This window comes from Microcoleus sp. N3A4 (genome assembly GCF_036701805.1).
Classification (GTDB): domain Bacteria; phylum Cyanobacteriota; class Cyanobacteriia; order Cyanobacteriales; family Microcoleaceae; genus Microcoleus.
The window spans coordinates 1-16,044 of record NZ_JAUBRJ010000051.1 but is presented as its reverse complement, the minus strand read 5'-3'; the positions used below and the strand labels follow the sequence as shown (position 1 = coordinate 16,044).

17 protein-coding genes are annotated in these 16,044 nt (G+C 48.3%); 10 read left to right on the top strand and 7 right to left on the bottom strand.

What is annotated here, in order from left to right; genetic code table 11:
* Nucleotides 1–417: 417 nt before the first annotated feature.
* Together QUA56_RS24805 and trpD are read left to right on the top strand one after the other, a co-directional pair.
* Entirely contained in the window at nucleotides 418–588 is a 171-nt protein-coding gene (locus QUA56_RS24805; protein ID WP_333363029.1) for a hypothetical protein, read from the top strand.
* A gap of 9 nt (nucleotides 589–597) precedes the next feature.
* Nucleotides 598–1,713, top strand: a complete 1,116-nt coding sequence (trpD, locus tag QUA56_RS24800) for an anthranilate phosphoribosyltransferase (RefSeq protein WP_333363027.1) — start codon at nucleotides 598–600, stop codon at nucleotides 1,711–1,713.
* A 513-nt stretch (nucleotides 1,714–2,226) separates the two neighbouring features.
* On the opposite strand, the gene QUA56_RS24795 is transcribed toward trpD, so the two are convergent.
* The gene (locus QUA56_RS24795) at nucleotides 2,227–2,871 is read right to left on the bottom strand and encodes a retropepsin-like aspartic protease (protein ID WP_333363024.1); all 645 of its coding nucleotides are present in this window, start codon (nucleotides 2,869–2,871) and stop codon (nucleotides 2,227–2,229) included.
* Nucleotides 2,872–2,955: 84 nt separating this feature from the next.
* The gene (locus tag QUA56_RS24790; protein ID WP_333363022.1) at nucleotides 2,956–3,120 is read right to left on the bottom strand and encodes a hypothetical protein; all 165 of its coding nucleotides are present in this window, start codon (nucleotides 3,118–3,120) and stop codon (nucleotides 2,956–2,958) included.
* Here QUA56_RS24790 and carA point away from each other — a divergent pair.
* The 5 genes from carA (at nucleotide 3,119) to QUA56_RS24765 (ending at nucleotide 8,408) form a co-directional block, all read left to right on the top strand.
* Entirely contained in the window at nucleotides 3,119–4,276 is a 1,158-nt protein-coding gene (carA, locus tag QUA56_RS24785; protein WP_333363019.1) for a glutamine-hydrolyzing carbamoyl-phosphate synthase small subunit, read from the top strand. The two genes, QUA56_RS24790 and carA, sit on opposite strands and share 2 nt — an antisense overlap.
* A gap of 289 nt (nucleotides 4,277–4,565) precedes the next feature.
* Nucleotides 4,566–4,922 (top strand): STAS domain-containing protein, encoded by a 357-nt coding sequence (locus QUA56_RS24780; protein ID WP_172186150.1) that lies wholly within the window; start codon nucleotides 4,566–4,568, stop codon nucleotides 4,920–4,922.
* Between the two features lie 757 nt (nucleotides 4,923–5,679).
* Nucleotides 5,680–6,126, top strand: a complete 447-nt coding sequence (locus tag QUA56_RS24775; RefSeq protein ID WP_333363017.1) for a ribonuclease III domain-containing protein — start codon at nucleotides 5,680–5,682, stop codon at nucleotides 6,124–6,126.
* A 259-nt stretch (nucleotides 6,127–6,385) separates the two neighbouring features.
* A complete protein-coding gene (gene rlmB, locus QUA56_RS24770) occupies nucleotides 6,386–7,837 on the top strand; it encodes a 23S rRNA (guanosine(2251)-2'-O)-methyltransferase RlmB (protein WP_333363014.1) in 1,452 nt (483 codons plus the stop codon).
* 292 nt (nucleotides 7,838–8,129) lie between these two features.
* On the top strand, nucleotides 8,130–8,408 hold the full coding sequence (locus QUA56_RS24765; protein WP_333363011.1) for a DUF1816 domain-containing protein: 279 nt from the start codon (nucleotides 8,130–8,132) through the stop codon (nucleotides 8,406–8,408).
* A 98-nt stretch (nucleotides 8,409–8,506) separates the two neighbouring features.
* On the opposite strand, the gene QUA56_RS24760 is transcribed toward QUA56_RS24765, so the two are convergent.
* From QUA56_RS24760 to QUA56_RS24750, 3 genes are all read right to left on the bottom strand, one after another.
* Complete coding sequence (locus QUA56_RS24760) at nucleotides 8,507–9,343, bottom strand: alpha/beta hydrolase (protein WP_333363008.1); 837 nt, start codon at nucleotides 9,341–9,343, stop codon at nucleotides 8,507–8,509.
* Nucleotides 9,344–9,399: 56 nt separating this feature from the next.
* Complete coding sequence (locus QUA56_RS24755) at nucleotides 9,400–10,704, bottom strand: serine hydrolase (protein WP_333363005.1); 1,305 nt, start codon at nucleotides 10,702–10,704, stop codon at nucleotides 9,400–9,402.
* 421 nt (nucleotides 10,705–11,125) lie between these two features.
* A complete protein-coding gene (locus QUA56_RS24750) occupies nucleotides 11,126–11,581 on the bottom strand; it encodes a helix-turn-helix domain-containing protein (protein ID WP_333363091.1) in 456 nt (151 codons plus the stop codon).
* A 179-nt stretch (nucleotides 11,582–11,760) separates the two neighbouring features.
* On the opposite strand from QUA56_RS24750, the gene QUA56_RS24745 reads away from it, so the two are divergent.
* Nucleotides 11,761–12,015, top strand: a complete 255-nt coding sequence (locus tag QUA56_RS24745; protein ID WP_333363002.1) for a hypothetical protein — start codon at nucleotides 11,761–11,763, stop codon at nucleotides 12,013–12,015.
* Between the two features lie 332 nt (nucleotides 12,016–12,347).
* Here the strand turns inward: QUA56_RS24745 and QUA56_RS24740 are convergent, their stop codons facing one another.
* Nucleotides 12,348–12,473 (bottom strand): hypothetical protein, encoded by a 126-nt coding sequence (locus tag QUA56_RS24740; protein WP_333362999.1) that lies wholly within the window; start codon nucleotides 12,471–12,473, stop codon nucleotides 12,348–12,350.
* Nucleotides 12,474–12,523: 50 nt separating this feature from the next.
* Between QUA56_RS24740 and gatA the strand changes: the two genes are divergently transcribed.
* Together gatA and QUA56_RS24730 are read left to right on the top strand one after the other, a co-directional pair.
* The gene (gene gatA, locus QUA56_RS24735; RefSeq protein ID WP_333362996.1) at nucleotides 12,524–13,984 is read left to right on the top strand and encodes an Asp-tRNA(Asn)/Glu-tRNA(Gln) amidotransferase subunit GatA; all 1,461 of its coding nucleotides are present in this window, start codon (nucleotides 12,524–12,526) and stop codon (nucleotides 13,982–13,984) included.
* Nucleotides 13,985–14,105: 121 nt separating this feature from the next.
* Nucleotides 14,106–15,086 carry an alpha/beta fold hydrolase gene (locus QUA56_RS24730; RefSeq protein WP_333362993.1) on the top strand — a complete coding sequence of 327 codons (981 nt, stop codon included), beginning with the start codon at nucleotides 14,106–14,108 and terminating at the stop codon, nucleotides 15,084–15,086.
* Between the two features lie 108 nt (nucleotides 15,087–15,194).
* Here QUA56_RS24730 and QUA56_RS24725 read toward each other — a convergent pair whose 3' ends face one another.
* Nucleotides 15,195–15,938 (bottom strand): pentapeptide repeat-containing protein, encoded by a 744-nt coding sequence (locus QUA56_RS24725; RefSeq protein WP_333362990.1) that lies wholly within the window; start codon nucleotides 15,936–15,938, stop codon nucleotides 15,195–15,197.
* Between the last annotated feature and the right edge of the window lie 106 nt (nucleotides 15,939–16,044).

Here is a 16,044-nt window from a genome sequence, read left to right as displayed (position 1 = left end):
AATATATTAGCAGTTGAATACCCTGAAATAAGTTAGCGGCAAGGCTATTGTTACTATAATAAAAGGCTGCGACTTCTACAACCGCAAGAGTCTATTTTTAGGCTGTGGGTGAGAGTTCGATCGACTCTTACCCAAGGCAACTAACCCGCCTGCATGAGCTAAAGGCTCCCTGTCCGTGCTGTCAGTCGATTTGAGATTTGAGATTTGAGATTAAAGAATTGACTCCACAGATGAATCTGGGGCTCCCTAATCTCTAAAATTTTTTGGTCTCCACAACTCCTGTCGGAAACTTTTATCGGTCTTTGGGTGCTCTGAGTTAGTGTTCAGTATTCTTGCTGATAGATAATTACAGCGGACTGCTGGCAGTTGTACGATTTGGGGTTTCTCTGTAAAGTTGGCACAACAACAGGGCAATTGTTGTATCAAAAAATTCATATTCGGCTGCTGCGGGGGGACAAATTCTGTTGCGGTGCTGGCATTTGGGCAAAAATCTGGGTGCAGGCGCGCAAAATTTGGTCGGCAAGTCTGGTAAAATCCCGATCGATTCTCGGTTTGGCCCAAAAGCTCGATCGAGCTAAATTTGACTAGAACTAATAAATGACAGATTCCCCTCTACTAGCAACGCCAGAGTTATCTCCTGCTTCAACCCAGACGGCGGATTCTCCTCTGTGGCCGGCACTGCTGCAACAACTGTTAGACAGACAATCTCTCTCACGCGCCCAAGCAGCCGACTTGATGCAGGGATGGCTAGCAGAATCTATTCCCCCCGTCCTTTCAGGAGCAATTTTAGCGGCCCTCCAAGCCAAAGGCATCTGGGCCCAAGAATTGGCAGGAATGGCTCATGTATTGCATTCTCAGTCCCTTGCCGGCGAATCGGAGAGCGTTTTCAATCCCAAATCCTCAATCTCGAATCTTAAATTAATTGATACTTGCGGCACCGGCGGCGACGGCGCTTCCACGTTTAACATTTCCACGGCTGTAGCTTTTGTGACCGCCGCCGGCAAAGTTCGAGTCGCGAAACACGGAAATCGATCGGCATCGAGCAAAGTGGGATCTGCTGACGTGTTGGAAGCACTCGAAGTCAACCTCAACGCCGATCCCGCGAAGGTAAGAGCCGCAGTAGACGAAGTAGGCATCACCTTTTTATTTGCTCCCGGCTGGCATCCTGCACTTAAGGCTGTAGCGTCGCTCCGACGCACTTTGAAGGTGCGGACTGTTTTTAACCTTTTAGGGCCCCTTGTCAATCCTATGCGCCCTACAGGGCAGGTAATCGGGGTGTTCGATCCTAGTCTGGTATCAACTATGGCGCAAGCTTTGGGCGAGTTGGGGACTGAGTTAGCTGTAGTCGTTCACGGCAGAGAAAAATTGGATGAGGCGGGTTTGGGAGATGTAACTGATTTGGCGGTTTTGTCGGATGGCAAAGTGGAACTCACTACTTTAGACCCTGAAAAGGTAGGATTGACACCAAGTGCGATCGGCTCGTTAAAAGGTGGAAATGTTGAGGAAAACGCCGAGATTTTGCGGAACGTTTTGCAAGGCAAAGGTACGCGAGCACAAATGGATGTTGTAGCTTTGAATGCGTCTTTGGCTTTTCAGGTGGGAGGTGCAATTCCTATGGGTTCCCACGAAGCAGGAGTTTGTTTGGCTAAGGAGATTTTATTGAGCGGCGAATCTTGGTTGAAGTTGCAGCAGTTGATTGAGTTTTTGAGATGAAGTCAGTTGTCAGTTGGGAGTTGGCAGTTGGGCGTTGGCATTTGGCAGTTGACAGTTGACAGTTGGCAGTTGTCAGTTGGTAGTTGTCAGTTGGTAGTTGACAGTTGTTATTTGTTATTTGTTATTTGTTAGTTGTTAGGAATGAAAAATAAATAACTTGCACAATTAAACCCCAGAAGCCTCGCTCCAAGGTAAACTATTGCTCTATTGGTCACCTTATTTATTTTTCATACCTAAGAGCGCTGAAGCGCAACTACGTACCAGTCATAGGTATGTAGTTGCGCTTGGGCGCTCTTTCGTAGGCTAAGGAATGAAAAATAAATAACTTGCACAATTAAACCCCAGAAGCCTCGCTCCAAGGTAAACTATTGCTCTATTAGTCACCTTATTTATTTTTCATTCCTTAGTTGACCTGAAAGCAGTTGGTAGTTGTTAGGAAAGCAGTTGCTACAAATAACCAGTAACAACTAACAAATAACAACTAACAAATAACAACTAACTGCTGACTTCTTGTTAAGATCGCGATCGAAATTCAATCACATCTTGCTTAATCGTTATGTCTTTATTACCAAAAAAATCGTGACCCAACAGTCCGATATCTAGGGATGAGGAGATGGCAACAACTACATTTTGAACCGCCAGACCCCCAGCTTCAATAGAAGTCAAACGACCGAGGGGAAAAGTAGCCACTCCGTTCGGAGTTTGTGCTTGCACTGTTCCCTGGAGAACAACGCCCAAGGCTTTAGCCATTGCTGGTGTAATTACTGTGCCGCTGGCTCCAGAATCTACCATCATCTCGAACTTTTGTTTGCCGTTAAACGTGACTTCTATGACCGGGATATTAGCCTCTCTGCGTTTAATTTTTGCCTGAAATACTCCTGACTTGGCAGCCGCCGAAGTGGCGGGAGTCGATTCTTTGGGGAGAAAACCGCAGACTGATTGGCTGAGGTTGACAGTTCGGCCGGAGGAACTACGCATGAAGCATCCCTCGCTTTCTTGAGCCGCGGCTCGCGAGGAGTTGGCAACAGTCCCTACTAAAATTGAACTGCTCAGAGAAATAACCGCTGTTAAAAACAGTAAAGGTTGGCGCAGGTTTTGAACGTTCAGTAGATGCTTGTATAAGTTTGAGAGTAAAGGCTTTTGAGATTTGCTAGGCATAGTTTAGTAAAACGCTGTAGCTCGATCGTAACAGCGACAACTGCCGATCGGTAGAGATTTAGCTGTGGCGATCGCCCAGAGGTGTTACTTTAGTTCGATCGAGCGCCAGATAGAGGCGGGGGCTGGTTGTTGTCGATCGGCAGAAACTGGCATTGCACAAATTAAAATAATATCTGTATATTGCCGACTAGCATCAAATCCCTGGCAGTGGTAAGAATTAAACCAAACGAAAGTAATTAAGGATGCCATGTCACTTTCAACTGCACAACCCGCTCTCCTAGTCCTGGCTGACGGTACTGCTTACCGCGGCTGGTCGTTTGGCGCTGACGCCACCGTCGTTGGAGAGGTAGTATTCAATACGGGAATGACGGGCTACCAAGAAGTCTTGACCGATCCCAGCTATTGCGGGCAAATTGTCACTTTTACTTATCCAGAATTGGGCAATACTGGAATAAATCTCGAAGACGAAGAATCCTCGCGCCCGCAAATTCAAGGTGCGATCGCCCGCAACGTATGCAGCCGCCCCAGCAACTGGCGCTGCTCGCAATCTCTGCAAGACTACCTGAAACAGTACAATATCCCGGGAATTTACGGGATAGACACCCGCGCCCTGACTCGCAAAATTCGCACGGTGGGAGCGATCAACGGTGGCATTTCGACCGCAATTCTCGACCAGGCGGAGCTTTTGGAGCAAGTGCAACAGGCCCCCAGCATGGCCGGGCTGAATCTGGTTGGGGAAGTGACCACCCGCAAGGTTTACGAGTGGTCTGAAGCCACGGATGCGGTTTGGGAGTTCAGTCCCACAGTCAAACCTGCTAGCGACAAAATGTGGACGGTGGTAGCGATCGATTTTGGGATCAAGCGCAACATCCTGCGGCGTTTGGCGAGTTACGGGTGTCGGGTGATCGTTGTCCCCGCTGACACGTCGCCGGAGGAAATCCTCAAATACAACCCGGACGGGATTTTTCTGTCCAACGGCCCGGGAGATCCCTCGACGGTAACGGAAGGGATCGCGACTGCAAAAGCTCTCTTGAAGTCGGACAAACCCGTATTCGGCATCTGCATGGGACACCAGATTTTGGGACTTTCCTTGGGTGCAGAAACTTTTAAACTCAAGTTCGGCCACCGGGGATTGAATCAGCCGGCGGGTTTAACCCAGCGAATAGAAATTACTAGCCAAAATCACGGTTTTGCGATCGACCCGGATTCCCTAGTTCCCGAAGTAGAAATTACTCACCTCAACTTGAACGATCGCACCGTAGCCGGATTGAAGCACAAAACTCTGCCCCTGTTCTCAGTCCAGTACCACCCGGAAGCCAGTCCGGGCCCGCACGACGCCGACTATTTGTTCGATCGATTCGTGCAGTCAATGCAAGACAATCAGTCAGTAGTCAGTAGTCAGTAGTCAGTAGTCAGTAGTCATTAGTCAGCAGTCAGCAGTCAACAGTCAACAGTCAACAGTCAACAGTCAACAGTCAGCTAACCAATAACCAATAACCAATAACCAATAACCAATAACCAATGACTAATGACCAATAACCAATGACTAATGACCAATGACCAATAACTAATGACTAATGACCGATGACTAATGACCGATGACTAAAAAACTGTAGACAAAAGACCAAAAAACTCCTATAATGAAGCCTCGACTTTAAGCCATATCTAGCTAGGAGGGTGTCATTCCTGAGTCATTGACCCTGACCGTTAGCCTCAGAGGCACTCGCGAAGTCAAGAATAACTATCAGTTATTTCGCCTGACTGGCCTGCTGGACGCTTTTTCTGAGGCAACTTTTCGGAAGGTACTGAGCAAATGTATTGACGAGGGCCCAAAACACGTAATTTTGGACTTGTCTCAGATAGACTTTGTGGACAGTTCTGGCTTGGGTGCACTTGTGCAACTTGTCAAGAAAGCCCAAACCTTGGAGGGGACATTGCAAATTGTCTCAAATCCGCGCGTAACTCAGACTGTTAAACTGGTTCGCTTAGAGAAATTTTTGTCTTTGCAGCCTTCGGTTGATGAGGCGGTAAAAAACGTCAAGGATGCTTGACGCAAAGTGGATTTAATTAGCTATCCGGTTATCAACGCTGGATAGCAAATTTTTATTATTGTGCTGGTAAAACAATACCGATTTTCCGAGAAACTGGGACACGCACAAGCCGCTATTTCCTGAGATGCTTTGAGATTCGGTGGAGGGGCAGTAAAAAATGTGTTGCAAACACGCGGAAAAATGGTATAAGAAGTAGGGCATCCCGATGACTGTAAAAAGCCTTTTTTAGGAGTGCGATCGTCGCGCCAAGCTTTGCCTATATATCTCGTTTCGGGATCGGACAGCGAACACTCCTGTGAAAGCTATAATTGCTGAAGTAACGAAAGACGAAATAAGTAAGTCAGTAACGAGCGGGCTAAAGCCACGGAGCTTGTAAGAGAAATCAAACAAGCTGTACTGACGGGCCTAAGCCTTAACAGGCTACGTTATTTAGGTCATGACACCCTGGGATGCGAAGCTAGTCCCCTGCCCTGTCGCTAGTAGTTAAACAGTCTTAAAGTCACTGAGACAGTGCTGCCAGCCTAACAAGCCTCTATAACATTGGCGAAGCTAACTTTACCCCAGAAATGGGAGATTGAGGACAACCATATCCTCACTGGAGGGGCAACCATACCCCTCTGCCCCGCGAGGGGATTCAAGGCGATTGAAATCGCCGGGTCGTTTTTCTCTCAGGACTAAAGTCTCTGAGCTTCCCACTTACCGAGTATTGTTTGTGACTAGAAAAACCAAGCTGTGCGGAAGTTTTATTTAAAAAAGTATGTCGCCGATCGCAGATGACGGGCTCAAACTGAGTCTGACTGATATCAGTTTAAATCGAGTGCATCCTGCGAGGGCTACACCAGCAGAAATAGAAAGGATTTCGCCCGCAGCCTGGGCATATTTGGGAGATGCAGTGTACGAACTCTACGTTCGGAGTTGCTATTTAGTGCCACCCAAAAGATTGCAAGCTTATCACGAATTGGTGGTGGGGCAAGTACGAGCCGAAACTCAAGCGCGTCACTTGCGATCGATCTCTCCTTACTTGAACAGTACAGAATTAGCAATTGTCAAGCGCGGCCGCAATGCCGCAGCGGGCCGTTCCAAGCGAGCAGATCCAGAGATATACCAACAAGCCAGCAGCTTAGAAACCTTGGTCGGATATTTGTACCTCACCGATCCCGAAAGATTGACCGAGATTCTGGCACTTTTAGAACTTGATACTTAAAGGATTTAGCAGTAAAGAGTTGGGAATGCCGAGGGATTAATTGACCATCCTTGCACGGCAGCTAAAATACAACAGCAAAAAGCTCGATCGGGCAAACAGGATTTATCAGTTATTAACTAGCAAGTTTAGCACAGCAAAATCCTTGCTCCCTCCCTAGCCAATCTAAAATCTCAAAGCCCCAAGATTGCTCCCTCAATCAACAATCTAAAATCTACAATCGATTAGCCTTCAGCCAAAACGTTTTGACCACAAGAAACCAATGAGAAAATTTACCAGACCAAACTCCTCGCGATCGAATTCCGACAGCAAGCCATTCAAAAGCGAAGGCCGCCGTCAGGACTCACAACCATCCTCTCCCCGCTTTGAACGCAAGCCCCGTCCCGACACTCGCGGAGTAGAGGCACCTCAAAAACGATCGACCTTCGCCCCCCAATCCCGAGAAATGCCCGTGCGAGCAATTTTCAAACGGAGAGTCGATTCCGACAGCCAACCGTCCATTCGCAGAAATAATCCTTACCAAGACAGAGACAGCAGCAGCAGCAGCAGCAGCAGCAGCAGCCCGCAGGAATCCCGGGGCAATTATTACGAAGACAGAGACAGCAGCCCCCAGCCGGTTCGCAACAATTTCAGAGACAGAGACAGCAGCCCCCAGCCGGCACGCAACAATTTCAGAGACAATTTCAGAGACAGAGACAGAGACAGCAGCCCCCAGCCTGCCCGCAACAATTTCAGAGACAGAGACAGCAGCCCCCAGGAATCCCGGGGTAATTTTTACAAAAACAGAGACAGAGACAGCAGCCCGCAGGAATCCCGGGGCAATTATTACAAAGACAGAGACAAAGACAGTAGCCCGCAGGAATTCCGGGGCAACCATTTCAGAGACAGAGACAAAGACAGAGACACTCGCCCTGTTGACAGTGCCTCAAACACAGTCGTGCAGCCAGACACAGACTCAGACATGATTTACGGCCGCCATGCGGTACAAGCAGCTTTAGAAACAAACCAAGTGCTCAACCGGATCTGGGTTGTCCCGCACCTGCGCTACGATCCCCGCTTTCACAGCTTGCTAACCGAAGCCAAGGCCAACGGCAGCATCATTGACGAAGTTGACGATTTGCGCCTCGACTACATCACGCGCAAAGCAAACCACCAAGGCGTAGCAGCTCAAGTATCAGCCTACGAATACCTGGATTTGAGCGAACTGATCGCGAAGGCTAAGTCTGCTTGCGAAGATCCAGTAATTGTCGTCGCAGAAGGACTCAACGACCCCCACAATTTAGGCGCGATTATTCGCACCGCAGAAGCATTGGGAACTCAGGGCATGGTGATTCCGCAGCGGCGGGCAGTTGGGATTACCTCGGCAGTGCGAAAAGTGGCAGCAGGGGCATTGGAAAGCCTGCCAGTGGCGAGGGTTGTCAATCTTAACCGGGCGCTGGAAGAATTGAAAGAGGCTGGATTCTGGATTTACGGCACTGCAGCAGGCGTCGGTGAATCGGTAGAGACAGTCAAGTTCTCAGGACCCACTGTTTTAGTTGTGGGCGGTGAAGCAGACGGTTTGAGCCTTTTGATACAGCGCGGCTGTGACGGATTAGTTTCAATTCCTTTAAGGGGCCATACTCCTAGCCTGAATGTCTCGGTAGCAACGGGGATGGCTTTATACGAAATTTATCGCCAGCGCGGGCCCAAAAAGTTTCACGTACACGGATCGTGAAAATGGTTGAAAAAAAAAGTACAACAGAGTAATTTATTGTGAATGCCGCCCAGAATTGAGCGGCACCACACCCTGAACAAGTAAGGATAGCCGATCGACTGTCGTTACGGACTTACGGACAGGCGAAAGTATCAGGGGCCTTCCCCCTACGTTCAAACAGGAATTCAACACAAATCTATTTGGATATGGGCTTTAAATAGGTTTGAATAGGTTCTCGATAGCAGTCCTGTAAATAACAAAAGCCTGTGCCCGCAGCACCCAGAAAACACCGTAAAATACATTAGAAAAGCAGATGAAAGAATTCTTGATTAGCTTGCTCAACTTTTTCGGATTGGCTTGGTGGGTTGAAATTAAAACTTCAGCGCCGCGGTGCATTTACTATTTTGGCCCGTTCTTGACGGATAAAGAGGCGGAAGCTGCAAAAGCAGGATATATAGAAGACATAGAAAATGAAGGGGCCGAAGGTGTTAGTGTTTCGATTAACCGCTGCAAACCTATTACTTTGACGGTTGCAGAGGATTTGGGAAAGCTTGGTGAGGGTGGGCTGTGGCCGGTTTTTAGCGGTCAGTAGAAGCAGAGGGAATTTTGAGTTGGGAGTTAAGAGTTTTGGGTGGTAAATCCAAAACTCTTAACTGTTGGGGAATACATTACTTCTGACAAACTAAAAACTCAACACTCGCAATTGTCAACTGCTTGGGGGAAACATTCAATCCAGCGATCGATGTCTGCAAGTACCCGATCGGGAATTTCCCAAGGGAACAAGTGGGCTGTATTTGGATAGCAGTGCCACTGACATTCGTGGAGGTGGCGGGCTGTTTCTAAACTGGATGCCGAGGTGATGTGCCGATCGGCCTCTCCTGCCAACACCAAGCTGGGACATTGAATGTCGCCGAGGTGGATCAGTCGATCGTATCCAGCTCTCAGAGCGGTATTTAAAGCCTTGGTGGCCGTGTTGGAAGTTTTGAGGTAGGCGGGGGTACCTGCCTGTGCTAAGTAGCGGTAAGGGGTGGATTTCTGCTGCTGTATCAAGTAGCGAAAGAGCGATCGCCTGCCAAAAGTATCAATATTCCACTGCCAACCGGGTATCGCCCAATTGATAATTCCGGCTAAACCGGTGTAAAGGTTATCTTGCCAAGAGATGGGAGGGTGACTTCCTCGCGGTTTGGCTGCGGATGCGAGTAAAATCAAACCGGTGACTCGCTGGGGATATTTCATGGCTAATTCCAGGGCTAAAATCCCTCCCAAAGACCATCCGATTACCAAACACCGATCGACTCCCAATCGGTCTAAAAGTGCTTCTAAATCGAGGAGGTGGTCGGTCATTTCAAAGGGAGTGGAGGTGCGGCTGTTGCCGTATCCGCGCAAGTCTGGGGCGATCGTCTGGAACCGCTTTGACAAGTGTTCTGTGAAGACGGACATACAGTAGCCCGAACCCGGATGGCCGTGCAAGCAGAGAATCGGAAATCCTTCGCCTTTGACGGAAACGCTAAGTTTTTGATGCGGCATTTTTTAACTGTTTGGGGGGTGCGTTGTCCCCCGCTAGAAATTGTGTATTCCAGCGGTTAAAAGCTGGGGTTCCGGCTAATGTAATCGGCAATTTTAGAAATAGACTGGCGAATTTGTCGATCGCCGCTGCTGCGGGAGTCAATCACAGTCATCACATAGGCTTCGCCGTCAATGCTCATTGCTAAAGTTGTGCCGAGCACCAGGGAATTTTCGCCGGTTTTTTCGCCCAACCACTGAGCTTGAGTTCCTTGCAAGGCGGCAAATCCCAGAGCGCGATCGTACTGGCCGTTGAGAGTTTCTACTAACAGTTTAGCACCAGGTGTTTCGCCGTTGTAAATTTGCACCATCATTTCGGTGAGTTCGTTAGCAGTCAAGCGGTTGGGGCCGGAACCGGGGTTAGTTGGCATAATCTTTTCCCCCATTAATTTGAAGTTGACGCGGGTGACTTGGTAGCCGCGATTTTCTAAGAATTGATTGATGTAATCCGATCCCAAATAATCAATAAGTTGATTTGTAGCGGTATTGCTGCTGCGATCGATCATTTCTTCTAACAGTGTCTTCAACGGGTAATTTTTAGGAGACAAAATCTGCGTCGATGAGTCTTCGGTAAAATTGCCCGCATCGACGAATACTTCCTTGTTCAGACTAATTTTTTCTTTTTCCACTTTTTGCATCAGGGCGACAGCAATCGGCAGTTTAATTAAGCTGGCCGGACTGACAGGAGGCACATCGCCCCGGAGGTTTACGCACTCTCTAGAAAGGTGGCAAATGCCGATCGAAGCATTCTCAGACAAGCCGCTTTCCCTGGCAACCGCAGCCAAAAAATCTGATTTTGCTTGCTGCACTTGAGAGGTGGCAGCCGTTAAATTTTCGCGGTATTCTTGAGTTTTTGAGGCAGTGAGGGAAGCTAAAAATGAATATTGAGGGACTTCCTGCAAGTTGTTGAGGGCCTGGTTCCACAAAAATTGAGTTTGCTGCGAAGATTCGATCGACTGATTTTGCTGCCCTCCAGTTTCTACGGCTCGGTTGGCTAAACGGACTGCTTGCTGTAAGTTGTCGTTAGCCCTCTGTTCTACTAATATTTCAACTTCCACCGCTTGCAACTGAGAAAGCAGTTTTTGTTGAGGATTCGCGGCGAGGGGAACTAAGCGGGAGAGCAGGGTTGGTTCTGGGGAGGGAGAGGCGGGTTGTTCTAATTCGCTGACTAGCCGATCGCGAATTTTGTATAGTTCGTCTAGAGAACGCGGGTTAGATGATTGAGAGAATGAACTGGCGATGGTTAACATCTGAACCAGTCCGATGCCGGCTACTACTGCCGCCATTTTGTTTGCGATCGACAAAAAACGCTTGAACTCTCGCATATTCAACATCCTCAACACAACCAAATTCAATATAAGCAGCTATTGTTACAGGAGTCAAACGATTTTAGATTTTAGATTTTAGATTTTAGATTTTAGATTTTAGCCGTAGCCGTAGGGTGCGTCGCCACCCTTAAATCCTCAAAAAAGAGCGACCATCTCATAGCGACGCACCTTTTATTTTAATGAACCCAGGCAACAACCCTCCGTTTCACTCCGCCCAACATTTTTGTGGTAGCAAGCTTGTTGATAAATGATAGAAGGTGCGTCGCCACAAAATAGTCGATTTAATTTAGGGATTTTTAATGGCGACACACCCTACGAATACTGCTATTGACTAATGACTGCTGACTAATGACTTCTGCCAAAATAAAGGGAGCGATCGCACCAAAGCAATCCACCCCCTCTAAATATTGCGAACTATCTACTTTTTGCGCCGCCGCTGCCAGTCAGCACCCAACCGTTTCAGGTAATCCCAGCCGCGTTGGGGCCAGACATGATCGCTACCAGTCTTTTCGGCAATCCAGCGAGCTACTTTGGGGCCTGTCCAGTCTCCGCCGTCGGGGGCAGGGTCTTGCAGCGCTTGTCGCAGTTCTTCTTGCTGTTCTGGATTCAGCAAGGATTTCGCAGGAGGGGGGTGGCGGTCTCCGCTGCGGTTTCTCACAGAGTCAGGCCCTTCTCGGTTGTAGCGCTGGACAATTTCTTTGGCGTAGTCGTAGTTGATACCTACAACTAGGGCTGCTTGTTTGATAGTCCAATTTCGGGAAACTAAGACCAGCAAGTGCCAGCGGCGGGACTCTGTGGTGTTTTGTGCCTGCCGGTAGCGAATTTTGAGTTCCTCTGCCGTCAGGTGGGATTCTAAGTGAGCTTTAGGTGGCATTCCTCCAACGGGGCATCGGGAACTTCTTACCATATTTCTCTCGGTTTGTGGAGAATTCCGGATGAAATTTTGATGGTGGGATCGTTGGGGCAAATGCTTAGCTTTTTTTTGCCACAGATGCACGCAGTTGAAGAAGGGCTGCTGTTTTTTTGCAGGTGCGCGCCACAAGAGGCGTCCGCGTGGCAGTGAGCGTTCCGATCGGCCCTCGGACAAGCTGCGATCGCCCCGCCGCTAAACCTCTGACCAATAGTTTAGGCTACAGTCAGCACGATCGCTCTTTTGTTCTGATGAATGAAGTGGCGATCGACCTTTTTTTGTCAACTGCAGATTTCTCACAGGCTTTTTGGCTCGTGCCCCAATCAACGCGAATGGGAGAAGGTCGATCGCTATTTTCTCCGATCGCGCAGCCGCCATTAATTCGCTCGGATAACTGATAAATTTCAGTAATTTTTGACTAAAATAGTGCATTTCATAATTTGGTCATAATTATTTTTAAAATTGCAGCCACAAGCTCATACCTTATTGCTAAAAATTATCTATTTATTCTTCATTTGGTTCTGGGGTTTCAGGGGGAATCGCAGTTAAAACCCGCTTGCTATGCTATCGATATCGCGAGCTTGCACTCCGATCGCTGCAATCGAAAGATGATGATTCCGAAGCCAGGAAAAGCGATAATAATGGTATCAGAGTTAGGGCAGATCGCTCTTTTTTAAAAAATAGGTGAAAAAGTCGATCGCTCTTTTATGTACGGTGTTATAATTGGCACTTAATAAGTTTGATGTAAAGCCGCCGATCGCCCGGTCAAACCATCGCCACAAAAATCAACTATCCGCACGAGTATCCCGGCCCGCCCCAAACGCAGACTTTGCACGGAGGCTGTAAGTGGGTGCAATTGCCAGCTATATTGGCTAAGTGGCTAGTAGAAATGATAAAGGTACGAGCATGGCATCCATCCGCGAGTTGCACCGACAACTGGTCAATAAAGAACGCTCGGCTGTGGAAATTACTCAAGAAGCATTAGACCGAATTACCCAGCTAGAGCCGAAGTTGAAAAGCTTTCTGTACGTGACGGCAGACAGCGCATTGGCGCAGGCCCATAGAGTGGATGCCCAAATCGCAGCAGGCGAGCAAATTGGGCTGTTGGCCGGCATCCCGATCGCCGTTAAAGACAATATGTGCACCGAGGGCATTCCCACAACCTGTGCATCTCGGATTTTGGAGAATTTTGTGCCTCCCTACGATGCAACCGTCGTCTCCAAACTCCAAGCAGCCGGTGCGGTGATTGTGGGCAAAGCGAATATGGACGAGTTTGCAATGGGGAGCTCGACGGAAACTTCTGCCTATCAAGTTACCGCGAATCCTTGGGACTTGGAGCGCGTGCCCGGAGGGTCTTCTGGCGGTTCTGCCGCAGCAGTGGCGTCGGGGGAATGCGTTGTGAGTTTGGGTTCGGATACAGGGGGATCGATCCGCCAACCTGCTTCTTTTTGCGGTTTGGTGGGGCTGAAACCGACTTACGGGTTGGTTTCTCGCTACGGTTTGGTGGCCTATGCTTCTTCTCTCGATCAAATCGGGCCCTTTGGCAGGAGTGTTGAGGATGCGGCGATTTTGTTGGGGGCCGTCGCCGGTTACGACAAGAGAGATTCCACGAGTCTGAATGTCCCAATTCCTGACTACGCGCAAGCTTTAAGACCCAGTTTGCGACCGAAGGGTCAGATTAGAATTGGTGTAATTAAAGAAACTTTTGGTGTAGGGTTGGACTCCGGGGTTAAAGAAGCCGTTACTAAGGCGATCGAACAATTTCAACAATTGGGCGCAGAAATTCAAGTCATTTCTTGTCCCAGGTTCCGCTACGGTTTGCCCACTTACTACATTATTGCTCCCTCGGAAGCTTCGGCGAATTTGGCGCGATATGATGGAGTCAAGTACGGTTTCCGCTCTCCAGACCCCGATAATCTTTTGGATATGTATGCCAAAACTCGCTCTCAAGGGTTCGGTGCGGAAGTTAAACGCCGGATTGCGATCGGCACTTACGTGTTGTCTGCTGGATATTACGACGCCTATTATCTCAAAGCTCAAAAAGTTCGGACTTTGATTAAAGAAGACTTTGAAAAAGCTTTTTCTCAAGTTGATGTTTTAGTCTGTCCCACTGCTCCTACTACGGCTTTTAAGGCCGGCGAAAAAATAGACGATCCCCTGAGTATGTATCTGTCAGATTTGATGACTATTCCGGTGAATCTTGCAGGTTTGCCAGCTTTGAGTTTGCCCTGCGGATTTGATGATAAAGGAATGCCGGTGGGCATACAACTGATTGGTAATCTTTTGCAAGAATCTCGGCTGTTTCAAGTGGCTCACGCTTACGAACAGTCTACGAATTGGCATTTGCGTCACCCGGAATTGGATTAATTTTTCAAATTCGGCGGAACGCGGCGGCGGAAGTTAGTAATCGATCTTGGCTAATTGTCTGAATTAATCATTGACCCTTAGCTTTTGACCGATATCTAATTTCCAGCGTGCCCTATTTTCTATGAACAAGTTTCTGGTATTCCTCTTGTCTAAATCGCTAATAACTTTTGGGATAGTTTTAGCGATCGCTTATTCTGCTGCTTGTCTGTTTCTATTTGTAGCGCAAGGTAAGTTTATCTTTTTTCCCGCGCGGGCGATCGAAACTACCCCAGACGATTTTCAGTTGAGATATCAAGATGTTTGGCTGCCAATTCCAACTAAAACAGGCACGGTGGAAAGCGTGCACGGGTGGTGGATTCCTGCACCGGAAACCCCCCCCAGCCCCCCCTTGCTAAGGGGGGGAGCAAGAAAGGGAGAGTCGCTTCTGGCTGCGCCCCAAAGTGAGAGAGGGGCCGTCGCGTCCCCCCTTAACAAGGGGGAGTTAGGGGCGGTAGTTTTGTACCTGCACGGCAATGCTTCAAATGTGGGAGCAAATGTGGAACACGCTAATCGATTTCATCGTTTAGGTTTGTCGGTATTTACGATCGATTATCGCGGTTATGGAAAAAGCCAGGGCGATTTTCCGAGCGAATCTCAGGTTTATGAGGATGCTCAATTTGCTTGGGATTATTTGGTGAAACAGCGGGGGGTTAACCCGAATCAAATTTATATCTACGGTCATTCTTTGGGAGGGGCGATCGCGATCGATCTGGCAGTGCGCCACCCGGAGGCGGCGGGGTTAATTGTAGAAGGCTCTTTTACTTCGACGCGGGCGATGGTGGATTTCCAAAAAGGCTTGTTTTGGATGTTTCCGATCGATTTTTTGCTGACACAGCGGTTTGATTCTCTTTCAAAAGTCGATCGCCTGCAAATTCCCGTGCTTTTTATTCACGGCACTGCTGACAGTGTAGTTCCAGCCCAAATGAGCAAAAAACTGTTTGATGCAGCACCCGATCCCAAACAGCTTTACATAGTTCCTGATGGAGGTCACAATAATGTGGCACAGATCGGGGGTGCAGAATATCTGCTCGCAGTCAGCCAATTTTTAGGTTTTTCAAACTAGATAAAAGCTGTTGGCGGTAACAGGTTCAGTTGGATATCTGTACCGCCTGCTCGCACTTCTTTCTAACAGTACATATCTGAAACAGAGCAGCGATCGCGATGATACTGCTTAGTAGAACCTTAATACATTCAGCCACCAGTCATTCAAGGCATAGCAGTAATTACAGTAATTGTTCGTGCTTATCGCTTGTTCTTTCTTAACTTGGCAGCCTCGCCGAGATATTTTTTGGTTTGGCATCCGGGCACCGCAGAGATTGGCATCTGCGAGATTAGTTTTGTTCAATCTCGCATCGCTCAGGTCTGCCGATCTGAGGTCTGCACCGCTGAGATTTGCACCGCTTAAATCAGCTTCTCTCAGGTCTGCACCGCTGAGATTTGCACCGCTTAAATCGGCTTCTCTGAGGTCTGTTCGACTTAGTTTAGCAGCGCTCAAATTACTGCATTTTAAGTTAGCCAACTGGAGGGATGCGTCTCGAATAAAACTCTCGCTGAGGTTGGCATTTTCTAAGTTGGCTCCCCTGATGTCTGCCCTGCTCATGTCGGCTTTGCTGAGGTCGGCGTCGGTCAAAAAGGCGTTTCTCATGTTGGCGTTGTTTAAATTAGCTTCCATTAAGTCAGCAGCAGTCAAGTCGGCATCAGCTAAGTCGGCCCTGCTGAGAGTGGCGCGGCTCAAGGAAGCGCCAAACAAATCTGCACGGCTCAAGGAAGCGCCAAATAAGTCGCATCCGGGACATCCTCTTGTTTCTAGCAGTCGCTTAACTAGAGACAGATTTTGAGCTTGCAAGGGAAGTGCGGCGCAAAATGGGAGTAGTATTATCGCTGCAGTTAGAATTTTGAGTTTGATTTGGGTCATCAAAAAAATGGGTCTGAAACCCCGTCCTAAAAGGACGGCTTTACATGAATTTTTGTTAAGATATACCATTTCACACAAGACGTGCTAGTATGTGAAAGAGCGTACT

Excerpts from the sequence above, each read along its gene's own strand:
- trpD (WP_333363027.1), top strand. The coding sequence starts at position 598 with ATGACAGATTCCCCTCTACTAGCAACGCCAGAGTTATCTCCTGCTTCA.
- QUA56_RS24795 (WP_333363024.1), bottom strand. The coding sequence starts at position 2,871 with ATGCCTAGCAAATCTCAAAAGCCTTTACTCTCAAACTTATACAAGCAT.
- carA (WP_333363019.1), top strand. The coding sequence starts at position 3,119 with ATGTCACTTTCAACTGCACAACCCGCTCTCCTAGTCCTGGCTGACGGT.
- QUA56_RS24790 (WP_333363022.1), bottom strand. The coding sequence starts at position 3,120 with ATGGCATCCTTAATTACTTTCGTTTGGTTTAATTCTTACCACTGCCAG.
- QUA56_RS24775 (WP_333363017.1), top strand. The coding sequence starts at position 5,680 with ATGTCGCCGATCGCAGATGACGGGCTCAAACTGAGTCTGACTGATATC.
- rlmB (WP_333363014.1), top strand. The coding sequence starts at position 6,386 with ATGAGAAAATTTACCAGACCAAACTCCTCGCGATCGAATTCCGACAGC.
- QUA56_RS24765 (WP_333363011.1), top strand. The coding sequence starts at position 8,130 with ATGAAAGAATTCTTGATTAGCTTGCTCAACTTTTTCGGATTGGCTTGG.
- QUA56_RS24760 (WP_333363008.1), bottom strand. The coding sequence starts at position 9,343 with ATGCCGCATCAAAAACTTAGCGTTTCCGTCAAAGGCGAAGGATTTCCG.
- QUA56_RS24755 (WP_333363005.1), bottom strand. The coding sequence starts at position 10,704 with ATGCGAGAGTTCAAGCGTTTTTTGTCGATCGCAAACAAAATGGCGGCA.
- QUA56_RS24750 (WP_333363091.1), bottom strand. The coding sequence starts at position 11,581 with ATGCCACCTAAAGCTCACTTAGAATCCCACCTGACGGCAGAGGAACTC.
- gatA (WP_333362996.1), top strand. The coding sequence starts at position 12,524 with ATGGCATCCATCCGCGAGTTGCACCGACAACTGGTCAATAAAGAACGC.
- QUA56_RS24730 (WP_333362993.1), top strand. The coding sequence starts at position 14,106 with ATGAACAAGTTTCTGGTATTCCTCTTGTCTAAATCGCTAATAACTTTT.
- QUA56_RS24725 (WP_333362990.1), bottom strand. The coding sequence starts at position 15,938 with ATGACCCAAATCAAACTCAAAATTCTAACTGCAGCGATAATACTACTC.